Annotated in this window: 12 protein-coding genes, 1 tRNA gene and 1 pseudogene; 10 read left to right on the top strand and 4 right to left on the bottom strand. The window is 53.3% G+C overall.

Annotation, left to right across the window (positions count from 1 at the left end; translation table 11 throughout):
• Nucleotides 1–51 precede the first annotated feature (51 nt).
• The gene (locus RA157_RS00335) at nucleotides 52–1,272 is read left to right on the top strand and encodes an MFS transporter (RefSeq protein ID WP_350334498.1); all 1,221 of its coding nucleotides are present in this window, start codon (nucleotides 52–54) and stop codon (nucleotides 1,270–1,272) included.
• 54 nt (nucleotides 1,273–1,326) lie between these two features.
• Here RA157_RS00335 and RA157_RS00330 read toward each other — a convergent pair whose 3' ends face one another.
• Nucleotides 1,327–1,821 carry an outer membrane protein assembly factor BamE gene (locus RA157_RS00330; protein ID WP_350334497.1) on the bottom strand — a complete coding sequence of 165 codons (495 nt, stop codon included), beginning with the start codon at nucleotides 1,819–1,821 and terminating at the stop codon, nucleotides 1,327–1,329.
• A gap of 109 nt (nucleotides 1,822–1,930) precedes the next feature.
• Between RA157_RS00330 and RA157_RS00325 the strand changes: the two genes are divergently transcribed.
• The 8 genes and pseudogenes from RA157_RS00325 (at nucleotide 1,931) to RA157_RS00290 (ending at nucleotide 7,690) form a co-directional block, all read left to right on the top strand.
• Complete coding sequence (locus RA157_RS00325; protein WP_350334496.1) at nucleotides 1,931–2,476, top strand: ubiquinol-cytochrome C chaperone family protein; 546 nt, start codon at nucleotides 1,931–1,933, stop codon at nucleotides 2,474–2,476.
• A gap of 48 nt (nucleotides 2,477–2,524) precedes the next feature.
• A complete protein-coding gene (locus RA157_RS00320; RefSeq protein ID WP_350334495.1) occupies nucleotides 2,525–3,082 on the top strand; it encodes a YceD family protein in 558 nt (185 codons plus the stop codon).
• A gap of 148 nt (nucleotides 3,083–3,230) precedes the next feature.
• Nucleotides 3,231–4,295 carry a phosphate acyltransferase PlsX gene (plsX, locus tag RA157_RS00315; RefSeq protein ID WP_350334494.1) on the top strand — a complete coding sequence of 355 codons (1,065 nt, stop codon included), beginning with the start codon at nucleotides 3,231–3,233 and terminating at the stop codon, nucleotides 4,293–4,295.
• Nucleotides 4,292–5,269, top strand: coding sequence for a beta-ketoacyl-ACP synthase III (locus RA157_RS00310; RefSeq protein ID WP_350334493.1), 978 nt, complete (start codon nucleotides 4,292–4,294; stop codon nucleotides 5,267–5,269). The genes plsX and RA157_RS00310 overlap by 4 nt, the downstream gene beginning before the upstream one ends.
• Nucleotides 5,270–5,470: 201 nt before the next feature.
• The gene (locus RA157_RS00305; RefSeq protein WP_350334492.1) at nucleotides 5,471–5,791 is read left to right on the top strand and encodes an integration host factor subunit alpha; all 321 of its coding nucleotides are present in this window, start codon (nucleotides 5,471–5,473) and stop codon (nucleotides 5,789–5,791) included.
• A 38-nt stretch (nucleotides 5,792–5,829) separates the two neighbouring features.
• Nucleotides 5,830–6,090: pseudogene (locus RA157_RS00300) on the top strand (MerR family transcriptional regulator); the annotation flags it as partial.
• Nucleotides 6,091–6,795: 705 nt separating this feature from the next.
• Nucleotides 6,796–6,872: transfer RNA gene (locus tag RA157_RS00295), tRNA-Pro, on the top strand.
• Between the two features lie 389 nt (nucleotides 6,873–7,261).
• The gene (locus RA157_RS00290; protein ID WP_350334491.1) at nucleotides 7,262–7,690 is read left to right on the top strand and encodes a GFA family protein; all 429 of its coding nucleotides are present in this window, start codon (nucleotides 7,262–7,264) and stop codon (nucleotides 7,688–7,690) included.
• Here RA157_RS00290 and RA157_RS00285 read toward each other — a convergent pair.
• From RA157_RS00285 to RA157_RS00275, 3 genes are read right to left on the bottom strand one after another with little or no spacing between them, the layout of a single operon-like run.
• Nucleotides 7,678–8,967 carry an O-antigen ligase family protein gene (locus RA157_RS00285; protein ID WP_350334490.1) on the bottom strand — a complete coding sequence of 430 codons (1,290 nt, stop codon included), beginning with the start codon at nucleotides 8,965–8,967 and terminating at the stop codon, nucleotides 7,678–7,680. The genes RA157_RS00290 and RA157_RS00285 overlap by 13 nt on opposite strands.
• A complete protein-coding gene (locus RA157_RS00280) occupies nucleotides 8,964–10,106 on the bottom strand; it encodes a glycosyltransferase family 4 protein (protein ID WP_350334489.1) in 1,143 nt (380 codons plus the stop codon). Before RA157_RS00280 ends, RA157_RS00285 begins: the two co-directional genes overlap by 4 nt.
• 53 nt (nucleotides 10,107–10,159) lie before the next feature.
• The gene (locus RA157_RS00275; protein WP_350334488.1) at nucleotides 10,160–10,714 is read right to left on the bottom strand and encodes a polysaccharide biosynthesis/export family protein; all 555 of its coding nucleotides are present in this window, start codon (nucleotides 10,712–10,714) and stop codon (nucleotides 10,160–10,162) included.
• A gap of 202 nt (nucleotides 10,715–10,916) precedes the next feature.
• Here RA157_RS00275 and RA157_RS00270 point away from each other — a divergent pair, with 202 nt between their 5' ends.
• Nucleotides 10,917–13,445 (top strand): Wzz/FepE/Etk N-terminal domain-containing protein, encoded by a 2,529-nt coding sequence (locus tag RA157_RS00270; RefSeq protein WP_350334487.1) that lies wholly within the window; start codon nucleotides 10,917–10,919, stop codon nucleotides 13,443–13,445.
• Nucleotides 13,446–13,489: the final 44 nt, after the last annotated feature.

The raw sequence follows: 13,489 nt of genomic DNA, 5'->3' as shown, positions 1-13,489 counted from the left end.
TCTTTGACCAGGCGCATCGGTTTTTGCTCCGCGGTCATGGGTAAGGCAAGCATGACCTCGACTGTTGATACGGAACCGTTTGTTGATGATGGCCTTGCCCGGCGCAATGCCATTGTGCTGGCTGCGACGCAGTCGGTGGCGGGGGCTGTCGCGCCCATGTCCTTTGCGATCGGCAGCATTATCGGATCACATCTCCTTGGTGAAGACCAGTCCCTGGCCACCTTGCCAATTACTGCTTTTGTGGTCGGTACAGCCCTGATGACTATGCCTGCTGCGCTGATGATGCGCCACATCGGCCGACAGGCGGGCTTCGTCCTGGGTGCCGGTATGACAATTATTGGTGCGCTTTCGGCTTTTGGCGCACTGTATGTCTCAAGTTTCATGCTGTTCTGTCTGGCCTATCTGGTAAGCGGAGCCAGTACAGCCTTTGTGCAGCAATACCGGTTTGCTGCAGCCGACACAGCGTCTGATGCCATGAAGCCGAAAGTGATTTCCTGGGTTCTGATTGGCGGGATTCTGGCTGCTGTTGTTGGACCCCAGACGGTTATTCTGGCGTCTGATCTTATTCCGACAGTCGCATTTGCAGGCATGTTTCTGGTTCAGGCCTTTTATGGCCTGGTTGCCATTGCGTTGCTGTTGTTTTTGAAGGCGCCGCCAGTGCGGGATGCAGCCTATAGCCATCAGGGACGCCCGCTTGCTGAAATCGCCAGACAACCACGATTCCTTATTGCTGTGCTCTGTGGCGTATCGAGCTATGTGATCATGAATTTCGTTATGACGGCTGCACCGCTGGCCATGGTGCAGTGCGGGCACGGGCAGGGCGATGCAGCGCTTGGCATCCAGTGGCATGTGATTGCCATGTTCGGTCCGAGCTTCTTTACCGGACATCTGATTGCCCGGTTTGGCAAGACGGTAATCATCGGGGTGGGGTTTGTGCTGCTTGCCATCAGTGCTGCAATCGGCCTGTCAGGTCTTGGGCTCGCCCATTTCTGGATATCGCTTGTTTTCCTGGGTGTTGGCTGGAATTTCAGCTTTATCGGTGCCACATCCATGCTGACGGATGTTTACAGGCCGGAAGAGCGCAACAAGGTTCAGGGTCTGAATGAATTTCTGGTCTTCGGTACGGTGGGTGTCGGGTCGTTCCTGTCCGGGAGAATGCTCAATACCGCCGGATGGGATGGCGTGAATATGGTTGTCTTTCCGATTGTTGTGCTCTGCCTGGCAGCGCTTCTGTGGCAGAAGCTTCGTGCGCCCGATCACGCCACTGCATAAGAAAAGCCCGACCATGTGATCGGGCTTTTAAATGAGTGCAATTCAAGGTTCTGATCAGATGCCGCCGACAAGGCCACGCCCTGCACCCTCGATAAGCTGCTGAACGAAGGAGACGTCCTTACCGCCTGTAGGCGTGGTCTTGGTGATGAAATCAAAAACCTTACCGTCCTGCAGACCATAATTGGCGAGACGATCGACTGAGCCTTCTTCATCAAAATAGACGGCGAGAACCTTCTGATCGACCAGCTCGGCCTTCAGGAACCGCATTTCCTGTCTTTTGGTCTGGGAAATATAATAATAGACCTCGTTACCGAACTCTGCCGTCACTGACGGAGTTCCAAGCACGAGATTGACGTGATCCTGACTGGCACCTTCAGGCACTTGCTGCAGAAGATCGTCGGTCACAACAAAACCATGCACATGTTCTGTGCTTGCGGTACCGCAAGCGCTGACCATGGAGAGAACAGCTAGGGCGGCGGCTCCGGCCAGCAGGCGGTAAGCTTTCCGTCCAGATGAGGTTTTTATTTGTCTGTCATCCGCGTTCGACACGATTATTGCCTCCAAAACCCATATGCCGCTTGGCAAGACCGAAAGACTGCGTTACGGCACAATACGAAACCATGCAACCCCGTTGTTGCAGAACAGGGAGTTGAGCAGGATGATTTTCGGCCTTTTCCGTCGAAACCAACCGTCCGATGAGGTCCATCAGATTTATGGCGTGATCGTGGCACAGGCCCGTCAGCCATCATTTTATACGCATTTCGGTATAAACGATACCGTGACCGGGCGTTTTGATATGATTGTGCTGCACGCGTTTCTCCTGTTTCACCGTCTGTCTGTTGAGGATGAGGCAAAGCGGACCTTTGGTCAGAAGGTTTTTGACCTTATGTTTAAGGATATGGACCGGTCGCTGAGAGAGATGGGTGTTGGTGATATTTCGGTGCCCAAGAAGGTGAAAAAGATGGTTCAGGCTTTTTATGGGCGCTGTCAGGCGTATGGAGAGGCTGTCTCACCTGATGCTGAGCCGGGTGCGCTGGCTGCAGCTGTCAGCCGGAACCTTTTCCCTGATGACAAAAAAGAGCTGGAAGCGCAGGCTCTGGCCGATTATATCCGCAAAAACATTTCCCGGCTTAGCGATTGTCCAGTAGAGGAAATTCTCTCAGGCCAGTTGTCGTTTGCTGATCCGGAACAATATCTGCCGTAAGTGCCGCCTCGGCTCAGGACAGCCGGGCAATAGAAAGAAAGTCGCAGGATGATTGATCAACTGCCGGACAACCTCAAACACTGGGTGTTGATTTCAGATGCTTTGAAACGCCCGGAAACCGTTCGGTTCACGGCATCAGCTGAAGAATGTGCCGAGATTGCCAAACTTTACAGTTTGCCGGACGTAACGGCTTTCTCATTTGAGATTGAGGTGGAAGCCTGGCGCAAGCAGGGCCTGCGGCTCAAGGGAGATCTGAAGGCTGAGGTCATTCAGTCCTGTGTTGTAACGCTTGAACCTGTTCCCGGCACGATTCGTGAAGAGATGGATATCTGCTTTTTGCCTGAGGGAGCATCCAGAGGGCGGCAGGTCGAGGCCAGCGGCAAGGAAATCATGATCGATCCGGAAGCCGAGGATCCACCAGAAATTCTGACTGGCAACAGGTTGGATGTGGCGACTCCGGCTTTTGAGCATTTCGCACTGGCTCTCAATCCCTATCCACGCCTTGAAGGAGCTCATCTGCCCGATACGGAAGATGAAGATGAGGACGACGGCAGGGAATCACCGTTCGCAGCCCTGAAGGGCCTTCAGGGGCAATTGAAATCCTGATTTCCGGACGATTTGGGAGACAGATCCCACGCTGAGGTAAGAAAAGAGGTTGTCTCAGCTTCGGAAACGGGTATTTTCGCTGGTCTTGACTGGGGGCACCGGAAACCCCGGCCATTGTCATGAAGAACCATCCCGGTTTGGCGTTTGAATGTCGAAAACAATAACTATTTCGCTTGATGTGATGGGCGGTGATGAGGGGGCTGCGGTTATTCTGCCGGGGGCTGAGCTTGCACTGCTGCGCAGACCGGATATTCGCTATCAGCTCTATGGTGATGAAGCCGTCGTCAGGCCGCTTCTGGCGAACTATCCCCGCCTGCAGGAAAAATCGACATTCCATCATTGTGATTACTCTGTCCGGATGGATGAAAAGCCGAGTCAGGCTCTGAGGAAAGGCCGCAAGCGCTCAAGCATGTGGCAGGCCATCGAGGCGGTCAAAAACCTGGATGCTGATGTTTGTGTGTCTGCTGGCAATACCGGCGCGCTTATGGCGATGTCGACATTCTGCCTTCGGACCATGGCCAATATTGATCGCCCGGCTATTGCTGCTATCTGGCCCACGCTCCGCGGAGAAAGCATCGTTCTCGATGTGGGCGCGACGATTGGAGCCGATGCTCAGCAGCTCTTTGATTTCGCCATTATGGGAAGTGCCATGGCGCGCGCGCTGTTTGATCTGAAGCGCCCGAGTGTTGCACTGCTGAATATCGGCGTGGAAGAGGTCAAGGGGCAGGATGATGTAAAGACTGCCGGCCGCCTGCTGCGGGAAGCCAATCTGGAGACCATGAATTACAAAGGCTTTGTTGAAGGCGACAGCCTCGGCAAGGGGCTTGTCGATGTGGTGGTGACTGAAGCGTTCAGTGGCAATATTGCTCTCAAGACAGCAGAAGGTACCGCCAAGCAGATTGCCTCTTACCTGAGGGATGCCATGGGCAGAACATGGCGAGCGCGTCTGGGTTATCTTCTTGCAAAGACAGCGTTTGACAAACTGCGCGAGAAAATGGATCCGCGGAAGGCCAATGGTGGCGTTTTCCTAGGGTTGAATGGAATTGTGATCAAAAGCCACGGCGGAACGGATGCGGAAGGTTTCGCAAGCGCTGTCGAACTGGCATATGACATGGCACGCAACGGGCTGATGACCAAGATTGGCAATGATCTTGATCGCTATCACAAGGCTCGTTTTCAAGCGACACAAGCCGGGAATGGAGCAGAAGAGTGAGAGTCGTCCGATCTGTGGTTCTGGGATGCGGTTCGTACCTTCCCGAGAAGGCGCTGACCAATAGCGATCTGGCGCAAATGGTTGATACGTCTGATGAATGGATTGTTCAGCGGACAGGCATTTCTCAGCGCCATATTGCTGCTGAAGGCCAGACCACTTCTGATCTCGGATACAATGCGGCAAAGGCTGCGTTGGACGATGCCGGGATTGATGCCTCGTCCCTGGATCTGATTATCCTGGCAACCGCGACCCCCGACAATACATTTCCGGCAACATCTGTCAGCATCCAGCATCGCCTGGGCATGAGCCATGGTGCCGCGTTTGATGTGCATGCAGTCTGTTCCGGATTCGTTTATGCGATGACCACGGCGGACGCCTATATCAAGGCCGGGCTTGCCAAACGTGTTCTGGTGATCGGTGCGGAGACATTCTCACGAATTCTTGATTGGGAAGACAGAACCACCTGCGTCCTGTTCGGTGACGGCGCTGGAGCTGTGGTTCTGGAGGCGCAGGAAGGCGAGGGCACCGTTGATGACCGGGGTATTCTTACCTGCAAGCTGCGCTCTGACGGTTGCCATCAGAAGAAGCTTTATGTGGATGGCGGGCCATCTTCTACCCAGACCGTTGGTCATCTCCGCATGGAGGGCCGTGAGGTTTTCAAACATGCTGTCGGCATGATTTCCGATGTGGTCGATGATGCCTTTTCAGAGACGGGCCTGACCGCGGATGATCTGACCTGGTTTGTTCCGCATCAGGCAAACAAACGGATTATCGACAGCAGTGCCAAGAAGCTGGGCATCGATCCGCAGAAGGTTGTTTGCACTGTTCAGAAACATGGCAATACATCCGCTGCATCTGTGCCGCTTGCTTTGACTGAGGCCCGTCGGGACGGTCGAATCAAGACCGGTGACCTGGTGATGCTGGAAGCGATGGGTGGAGGATTCACCTGGGGTTCTGTCCTCCTGCGCTGGTAATTTTGGCTGGGTGACAACTTATGCGTTCGGTGCCCCAAATCGTGATTTTTGTAATATAATACCACCTCAAGGAACGCTTAAACTTTCGTTTCTACGGTTCCTGCCTGTTGACCGGGGGACGTTAAGGCAATACGCTTTGTGAGTTGGTTTCCGACTATATATTTGACCTGCTATGAAAAAACAAAAAGCTGAGGGTGTCTGATGGGGGGGAAAACGATTACGCGCGCTGACCTGTGCGAGGCCGTCTATCAGAAGGTTGGTTTGTCCCGGACAGAGTCGTCGGATCTTGTTGAGCTTGTTCTCAAGGAGATTTCAGACTGTCTTGTGACCGGTGAAACCGTCAAGTTGTCGTCATTTGGTTCTTTTGTCGTCCGTTCCAAAGGAGAACGGATTGGACGTAATCCCAAAACCGGTGAGGAAGTTCCGATTTCGCCACGGCGTGTCATGGTCTTCAAACCGAGCAATGTTCTGAAGAACCGTGTGAATGACGGACTTTCCAAAGGCGGTAACGCCGGGAAATAAACCTGACGACAGATCATCTGCGTATATTGGGTGCGGTGTTGGAAAAGAGCAGAGATGCGTTCCGGACAATCAGCGAAGTTGCCGAGGAGATGGATCTCCCGCAGCATGTGCTGAGGTTTTGGGAAACCCGATTCTCACAAATCAAACCGATGAAGCGTGGTGGAGGACGACGCTACTACCGGTCTGACGATGTGGATCTTCTGATGGGGATCCGGCATCTGCTCTATGATGAAGGCTACACCATCAAAGGCGTTCAGCGGATCCTCAAAGAGCAAGGGATCAAATATGTTCAGACAATCTGGCAGGATGCTGACCCGGTCGAGATAGAGCTGGAAGCGCCCGTTATTGCTGAACCTGCTCCGGAACCACAGCCCCGTATTGTGGTCGAGGCTGAGCCAGCCAGAGTCCAGCCAAACGGTCAGGGAAGTGGTGCTCCGCAGGTGATGAGAGAGGCTTCAGAAAAGACAGCAGAAGCTGATCCGGTCGATGAGATTCATTCGGAGCCGGAGCCTGACGTTCCAGCGGCCCCCAAAACTGCTGACCAGCCTGAGGCCGTTGTTGCTGAACAGATAGCGCCTGAGCAAGTCGTGGCAGAACCCGCACAGAGCAAGCCTAAACCTTCTGCGGTGTCTGCACCTCGTCCGACTGCTGCTGGTCGGGCCAAAGAACCTGTCCTTTCTCGAGTTTCCAGGACGCCTGTAGCTCCGGTCTCGGATCGATCCGGTGACAGTTCCTCACAGGAATTGTCTCGTGACGATGTGAGGCGTCTGCAGTCAACCTTGTTTGAGCTGCTGGAGTGCAAGCGCATACTGGATCAGGTTCGCTAGGGTCAAAACTCATTGCTCACGTCCATTCTGTTTATCAGGGAAGGGCAGAATGGACGCAAACAAGAGCGCAGGACAGGTAGACCCTAGAACCCAAATTCAGCCTCTATAAAAACCCTGGTGATACAGCGCGGTTTCGAATTGCTATTTCAGAACACCGCTCATATAGTGCGCCCCAGTCGGAGCGTAGCGCAGTCTGGTAGCGCACCTCGCTGGGGGTGAGGGGGTCGTAGGTTCGAATCCTATCGCTCCGACCATTATTTAGTTCGCTCAAGAGCTAAAGTCTTGCTGCTGCTTCGGTTTACAGCGTGCTTCTGAAAAGTTGATAGACTTTTCAGATAAAAGCTCGCGCAGAAACAAACTCTTAAAGCACGGCTACCAATCCAAGTTAAAGATCTGGTACTTTAAAGCCTGGCGTGGCGGAGGCTTCATGGTCGATATGGTGATCATGGGAGCTGACTTAATTCCTCTCGTTCCGCGTGACCTTCCCTGATCTCCAGTCTGTCTGCTTGCATGTTCCAAACACGGTCGCAGGATCTGTGTCGTATCTGGAACGTGATTAGTCCGCTTTATGCATTGTGTTGGCTGGATATCATGCAAATCTTGCTGCTGAGGATTATGTCTTTTGAGGTTTGAGGAGAGTTCCATGACAACCCGTGGCCACTGTCTCTGCAATAAGACTCGTTGGGAATATGAAGGTGAAGTGACCTGGGCCTGCTATTGCCATTGTGATGACTGCCGCCGGAATTGTTCGGCCCCTGTGGTTGCCTGGCTGGGTATTCCCCTCCGGAACTTTCGATGGACAGGGGACGCGCCAAAGACGCTTGAGAGTTCAGAAGGTGTCTACAGGCATTTCTGCGGTCACTGCGGGGCACCAATGGGTTTTGAAGCAGACCATTACAAAGGCGGCATGCATCTCTATGCGGCTTCTTTGGAGGATCCTGAAAATTTTAAACCGACCTTCCATGTAAACTATAAAAGCAAGCTGTCCTGGCTTCAGATGGGTGATGATCTGCCTAAACATGACAGCACTCTGCTTCATGCACCGGAAGATCTGAGTGACTATGAGGTTTGACCCGGATTTGCCATTGTCTGAGTAATGGTATGAGAGTGCGCGCGTAGTCTCGCGTTAGCTGCATACATTCCCCAGAGGAGGCCCAGCAGCAGATAGAAATGTCTCCAATGGTCGAGATCAATAACGAGGCCAATACAGACATGCCCAAGGAAGGTCACGAAACAGGCCTGAAGGAGCGGTGTCCATGGCCTTTTCAGCAGGAGCTGCCGGAACCCATGTACAAGAGTGATCAGAATTAGCAGTATCATGCTGATAAGACCGGGCCAGCCATAGGCCATTGCTGATTTCAGGTACAGATTGTGTGGGTCTTCACCGTAGACCTTTGCGAACTGAAGTGGACCGATTCCCAGGGGGCTTGTTAACGCAAGGGCGAAACCATCAAGATGTCGTGCGAAGCGACCATCAGGTGCGCTGTCATATTCTTGCACGAGCTGAAGACGCTCTGTGAACAGATCTCCCAAAGCGCCTGATGAAAGAGCCGCAAAGAGACCTAGGCCCATTAGGCCGACGCCGATTAATGCGACAGCGATCAATCTCAGTCTGAAGACGGGATTCCTATGCTCGACAAAGGTGAGGGCAACTATGCTGCCGCAGCTGAACAAGGCGAGTGCCCAGGCGGCCCGGGAGAAACTCAGCAGGATGCCGAGCAGCAGGATGCCGAGAAAGGCAGCAGAGAACAGGCGTTTGTTGCGTCTGCCGATCATCGTCTGTCGTGTCAGGATTGCAGCACCAAGTACCAGAAACGGACCATAAACATTGGGATCTTCAAAGGTGCTTTTTGCCCGACCGTACCGGGTCAGAACGTCGGCTCCGGGAATGAGATTGAAATATCCGGCAATACCCAGGCAGGCGACGATGGTCGCTGCCACGAGATATCCGGTTTGTATGGCAGACAGCCGGGTTTCCGGTTTTCTGCTGATTACGCTGGCCAGAAAAATACTGGTTGCGCAAAGAAAGCCTGTCACAAGCACATAGATGGCGATTGTCTGATTCAGACGGGCGACCTGTGTCATGGAAATAAAACCGCCAGCAGTGAACACCATCAACAGCAGTAAAAGAGTTGCTGTCGTTCGCGACAGTGTCAATGCTCCTGTCAAAATCCAGGCTGCTATGAGTATAACGAAGAAAAGCTCATAAGGAGCTGGCTCCATCAGGACAAACCCGCCGAGGAAGACTGCAAAACCAAGCACAAAGCTGATCAATATTTCTCGACCGGACTTGTCAGGTACCCGAACTGTCCAACGCGGTTCGTATGGAGGGAGGATTGGTCCGGTCATGATGTCGCCGATACAGATCTGAGAAGGTCGCGATAGAGATTGCTCACCGTCTCGGCCATCTGGCTGGCCTGGAAATGCGTCTTGATGAAGAGCTGTTCATCTTGCGCACGTGCCTGCCAGGCGGTGGTATTTTGTTGAAACTGTGCCATTGCTGTTACCAGACTAGCCACATCATCGGCAGGAATAAGGCGGCTGTCAGAGGCTTGAAACATTTCTGATATACCGCCGACATTGGTCGTGATGACAGGTTTTGCGGCTGCAAGAGCCTCAAGGACCGCATAGGGGAACGATTCAGCACGGGATGGCATCACAACACATCGTCCCAGGCCGAACGTTTCACGCGGAGGACGTGAGCCGTGAAATGTTATGCGCTCTTTCAGCCCAAGTTCTGCTGCCATAGCTTCATAGCGCGGACGGTCAGGCCCATCCCCAACAATGTCTGCTCGCGTCTCGGAGGGGAGTTGAGTGATTGCACTGAGAAAGAGATCGGGGCCTTTCAGATCTCTGAGCGTGCCGAAGAAAACAAAGTCAGATATGGAGTCTGCTTCGGCAACGGGTTCAAATTCTTCAGGGCGTACGCCATTGTGAATGACGGCTGCAGGACAACAGGGTGAACCAACCTTGTTGCTGTAGACGTTCTTTTCATATTGGCAGACAAAGACCAATGATGATGTCCAGCGCTCAAGGAAGCGTTCCAGTGAGAAGAACAGCTTTCCTTTCAGGCTCTGTGGGTCGTAATGAAGGCTTCCGCCATGCGGACTGTAGAGTGTCACGAGTGGACGCCGCATGATGCTGTTGAGGCCACCCAGCATACGGGAATATGCGCCACCCTTTGCACCATGGCCATGAAGTATGTCCGGTGCCATGCTCCTGACCAGACGATGAATGCGCATAACGGAGAAAGCATCTGCTGGACCAAGGCTTCGAGCCATCGGAACCGTATGTGCACCCAGTGCGAGATACGGTGCCATGCGTTCTGCGTGAGCGCGTTCGACGGGGCCTTCTGTCAGGCTGTCATAGATAAGGCCGACAGCGTTTCCTTCGGCACTCTGGTGACGGATGAGATCTTCGATGTGGCGGAAAATGCCACCAACCGGTGATCTGACACAGTGCACGATACGGGCATTTTGCTGGTGCATGGAATTCCGGTTCCGCTCTCAATGGCTTTTCCGGATAGATGCCGGAGCCTGGATCAGAACAGACGCTCGTCAATCCGGATCGTATCCCCGGGCCTGATCGGATCAGTTAATGCAAGACGTCCGTTTATCACCTTGCCGTTAATATGCCGTGTAATGAAGACAGATTTCTTGGCAGCTCGCTCAGTGAAGCCTCCGGCAATGGCAATAGCGTTTTCCACGGTCATGCCGTTCACATAAGGAAACTGGCCTGGTGCTCGTACAGCGCCGCGAATAAAGAAAGGCCGGAATGTCTGAACTTCAACCGTAACATCCGGGTTTCTCAGGAAACCGTTCTTGAGTTTCTTGGCAATGGCTTTTTCCATGTCGGCTGTCGTGCGGCCGCGGGCAGGAATAGCCCCTACAAGCGGGAACGAGAGAAACCCTGACTGATCGACCGTATAGCTGTTGGTCAGCTCTCGTTGGCCAAACACCAGAATACGTAACTGGTCACCACTGTCGAGGCGATATGGACCCTTCAACCCTTGTGTCAGGGATGGGTTGCGCGGTGCTGTTGAAGAGCACGCGGCAAGCGCCAGAACAAGGGCTATGGCAATTGAGCGAATAAACATTACACAATCCGATCTCATCGAAACTCTCTCCAAAATCGGATTTCTTGGTTAATGTCGAGTAAATCTGGCGCTGAAGTGTTTATGCCATAATTGGTCGCCAGACTTATGGCGAGACGTAACGCGCATTATGGGAGTACGGTATAGCTTAACGAAACCGTTACCTTGACAGCGCATTGTCCTGACAGGATTGAGGGCAAAGAGCATGGCTATGCAATACAGACCATCGGATGCCGATGGTGAAATTGATGTTGGATATATTGCTGCGGCACTCTGGCGTGCCAAGTACAAACTGATAGCCAGTGCATTGATCGCAGGGGTTTTTGTCCTGTTTCTGATGCAGATGGTTGATCCGAAGTACAGAGCGACCGCGCAAATTATCGTTGCAGCTAATGACAGTGTTTTCACGCGACCTGCCGAAAGTGGGGTGCGATCGGAAGAGCGCACGATTCTCGACAAGGAAGGTGTTCGCAGTCAGGTCGAGATGCTTGCCTCCGTCGACTTGCTGCGTCGCGTTGTCGCCAAGACAGGAGAAATGCCGGCCAGCGAAAAAGAGCGTGAGAATGAGCGGGGTATCGTAAAGCAGCTGTTTGACAGTGTCAGTGGTATTTTCAACCTCGGCGGACCGAAGCGTAGCGTGAACCCGGAATATGACCGTGTTGCCCGCTTTTCGGAAGGGCTGGAGGTTTATGAAGTACGTGGAACACGCGTTATAACCATTGATTACTCTTCGATGGACCCGACCTTTGCAGCTGCTGCTGCCAACACCGTTGTTTCCGAATACCTTGCTTTCCAGGGAGAGGTAAAGGAACAGCGGACCAAGGAAGCTGTGGTCTGGCTTGAAAGCGAGATTGCGCGCCTCCGCGAGACGGTAACATTGTCAGAAAACCGGGTAGCTGAATATCGTGCCGAAACCGGATTACAGATTGGCCAGAGCAATACGCCTCTCAATCGCGAACAACTCAGCAGTCTGAACACGGAACTGGCTCGTGCGCGCGGCGTTCAGCTCGATGCGGAAGCTAAGGCATCGCAGATCCAGTCTTTGCTTGATGGGGGTGGATCTCTCGATACCTCTCGTGAGGTCATCAACTCTCAGCTTATCCAGCGTTTGCGCGAGCAGAAAGCACAGTTGAAGGCCCGGCTGGCTCAACTGTCTGCTTCACTTCTGCCTGGCCATCCGACGATCAAGGCAATCCAGTCCCAGATCGCTGATCTGGATAAGGAAATCCGTTCGGAAGCCCGTAACCTCAGACGTGCACTTGAAAATGATGCAACGGTTGCTCGCAAGCGAGTAGAATCTCTTGAGGCGAAGCTGACGCAGCTTCAGCAAGTTTCTGCCAATGCTGATACCCAGTCGGTGAAGTTGCGCGAACTGGAGCGGGAGGCGACATCGGATCGTGATCTGCTCGAGACGTTCCTCAAGCGGTATCGTGAAGCTTTGGCGCGGCAGAATGTTGATGCGTTCCTGCCAGATGCGCGTGTTGTGTCGAACGCGTCGGTGCCGAGCAAGCCATATTTCCCCAATGTTGGGCTGTTTGTCATTGCTGCAGTTGCTGTCGTCTTTATTTTTGGCGTGGTGGGAATAACCCTTCGGTCACTCCTGAGTGGTCGGGCTATCGTGTATTCTGAAGTTATGCCTGCTGCTGTACCAGTTGCTGCTGTTGCAGCACCGGCTGTAACACCAACACCAACACCAACTCCGGCACCGACTTCTCCGACACGGACTGGCCATGCTGAGGTCAGTCGTGTTGTTGAGGAGACGCCTCCGGTCAATTCACCACAAACCAACAGGTCCGACACACAGGAATCGACAAGGAATTCCGTCGTTCTGGATGACGAGGCCAAGGAAGAGGGACTACGTCTCAGAGCGTCGATCGAAGATGTTCTGATGGATGAGCGTGTCAAAGCTATCAAGACTGATGACAATCCGTCAGACAACATTACAGCCTCTACTTCACAGATACCGGAAAGCCTCCGGGAGAGCACCTCTGAGACAGAAATGACCAAGCCAAAGCTTGTCTCAGACGAGAAAAGAGGCTCAGGGGAAACGGGCGTTGGCCATGCCGCTGCCGGAGCATCGACACTGGCAGCAATGGCTACTCCTAAAAGCGCCTCTATTCATGATCTGACCAAGGTACGTTCACCGGATTCGTCGGACCAGCGGGGATCTGAGGCCGAAGCTGCGTCTGTGTCTCCGGCGGCTATTGCTCAGGTGAACAACAAGGACGCTGAATCTGTCGTGTTTATTCAGCTTTCTCCGTCCGGTGGATCCCTTGGGCGGGCGATGGATCTTGCTCAGGATTTATCTGGTCAAGGACAGAAGGTTCTGCTTCTTGATATCGATCTTGCCAACATTGGCGCCGCTGATAAAGCCGCAGGTTTCTGGGATGTGGTGGCAGGCACAATGTCTCTGAGTGATGTTATCGTGCCGGATGCTGATACGGGCCTTGATATGGTGGTCGCGGGTACTGTTGATGATCGTTGGGATGAGTCCTCCGATATCGTCAAAGGGCTCTTCAGGCGGTTGAGCAAGCGTTATGACTATGTGGTGACCAATCTCGGCGGACCTGAACATCTGGATGCAGGGCTTGAGGTTATCGGAGATGGCGCTGATGTGATCGTTACCCCGGATCAGGCACTCAGCGAGGCGGATGAAGCCAGCCTGCGTGAAGCTCTGGAAGAGTTTGCCTGTCGCGATGTGACTTTTGCTTCAAGAGCCCGCTCAATGGCTTAAAGCACCAGACCTTTAACTTGAATTGGTGGCAGTACTTTAAGAGT

The organism is Coralliovum pocilloporae (assembly GCF_030845175.1).
GTDB lineage: Bacteria > Pseudomonadota > Alphaproteobacteria > Rhizobiales > Cohaesibacteraceae > Coralliovum > Coralliovum pocilloporae.
The sequence above is the reverse complement of the archived record's forward strand: the minus strand, read 5'-3'. Positions and strand labels throughout refer to the sequence as shown.

Coding starts and splice junctions, on each gene's coding strand:
- RA157_RS00335 (WP_350334498.1), top strand. CDS start 52: ATGACCTCGACTGTTGATACGGAACCGTTTGTTGATGATGGCCTTGCC.
- RA157_RS00325 (WP_350334496.1), top strand. CDS start 1,931: ATGATTTTCGGCCTTTTCCGTCGAAACCAACCGTCCGATGAGGTCCAT.
- RA157_RS00320 (WP_350334495.1), top strand. CDS start 2,525: ATGATTGATCAACTGCCGGACAACCTCAAACACTGGGTGTTGATTTCA.
- plsX (WP_350334494.1), top strand. CDS start 3,231: ATGTCGAAAACAATAACTATTTCGCTTGATGTGATGGGCGGTGATGAG.
- RA157_RS00305 (WP_350334492.1), top strand. CDS start 5,471: ATGGGGGGGAAAACGATTACGCGCGCTGACCTGTGCGAGGCCGTCTAT.
- RA157_RS00290 (WP_350334491.1), top strand. CDS start 7,262: ATGACAACCCGTGGCCACTGTCTCTGCAATAAGACTCGTTGGGAATAT.
- RA157_RS00285 (WP_350334490.1), bottom strand. CDS start 8,967: ATGACCGGACCAATCCTCCCTCCATACGAACCGCGTTGGACAGTTCGG.
- RA157_RS00280 (WP_350334489.1), bottom strand. CDS start 10,106: ATGCACCAGCAAAATGCCCGTATCGTGCACTGTGTCAGATCACCGGTT.
- RA157_RS00275 (WP_350334488.1), bottom strand. CDS start 10,714: ATGTTTATTCGCTCAATTGCCATAGCCCTTGTTCTGGCGCTTGCCGCG.
- RA157_RS00270 (WP_350334487.1), top strand. CDS start 10,917: ATGGCTATGCAATACAGACCATCGGATGCCGATGGTGAAATTGATGTT.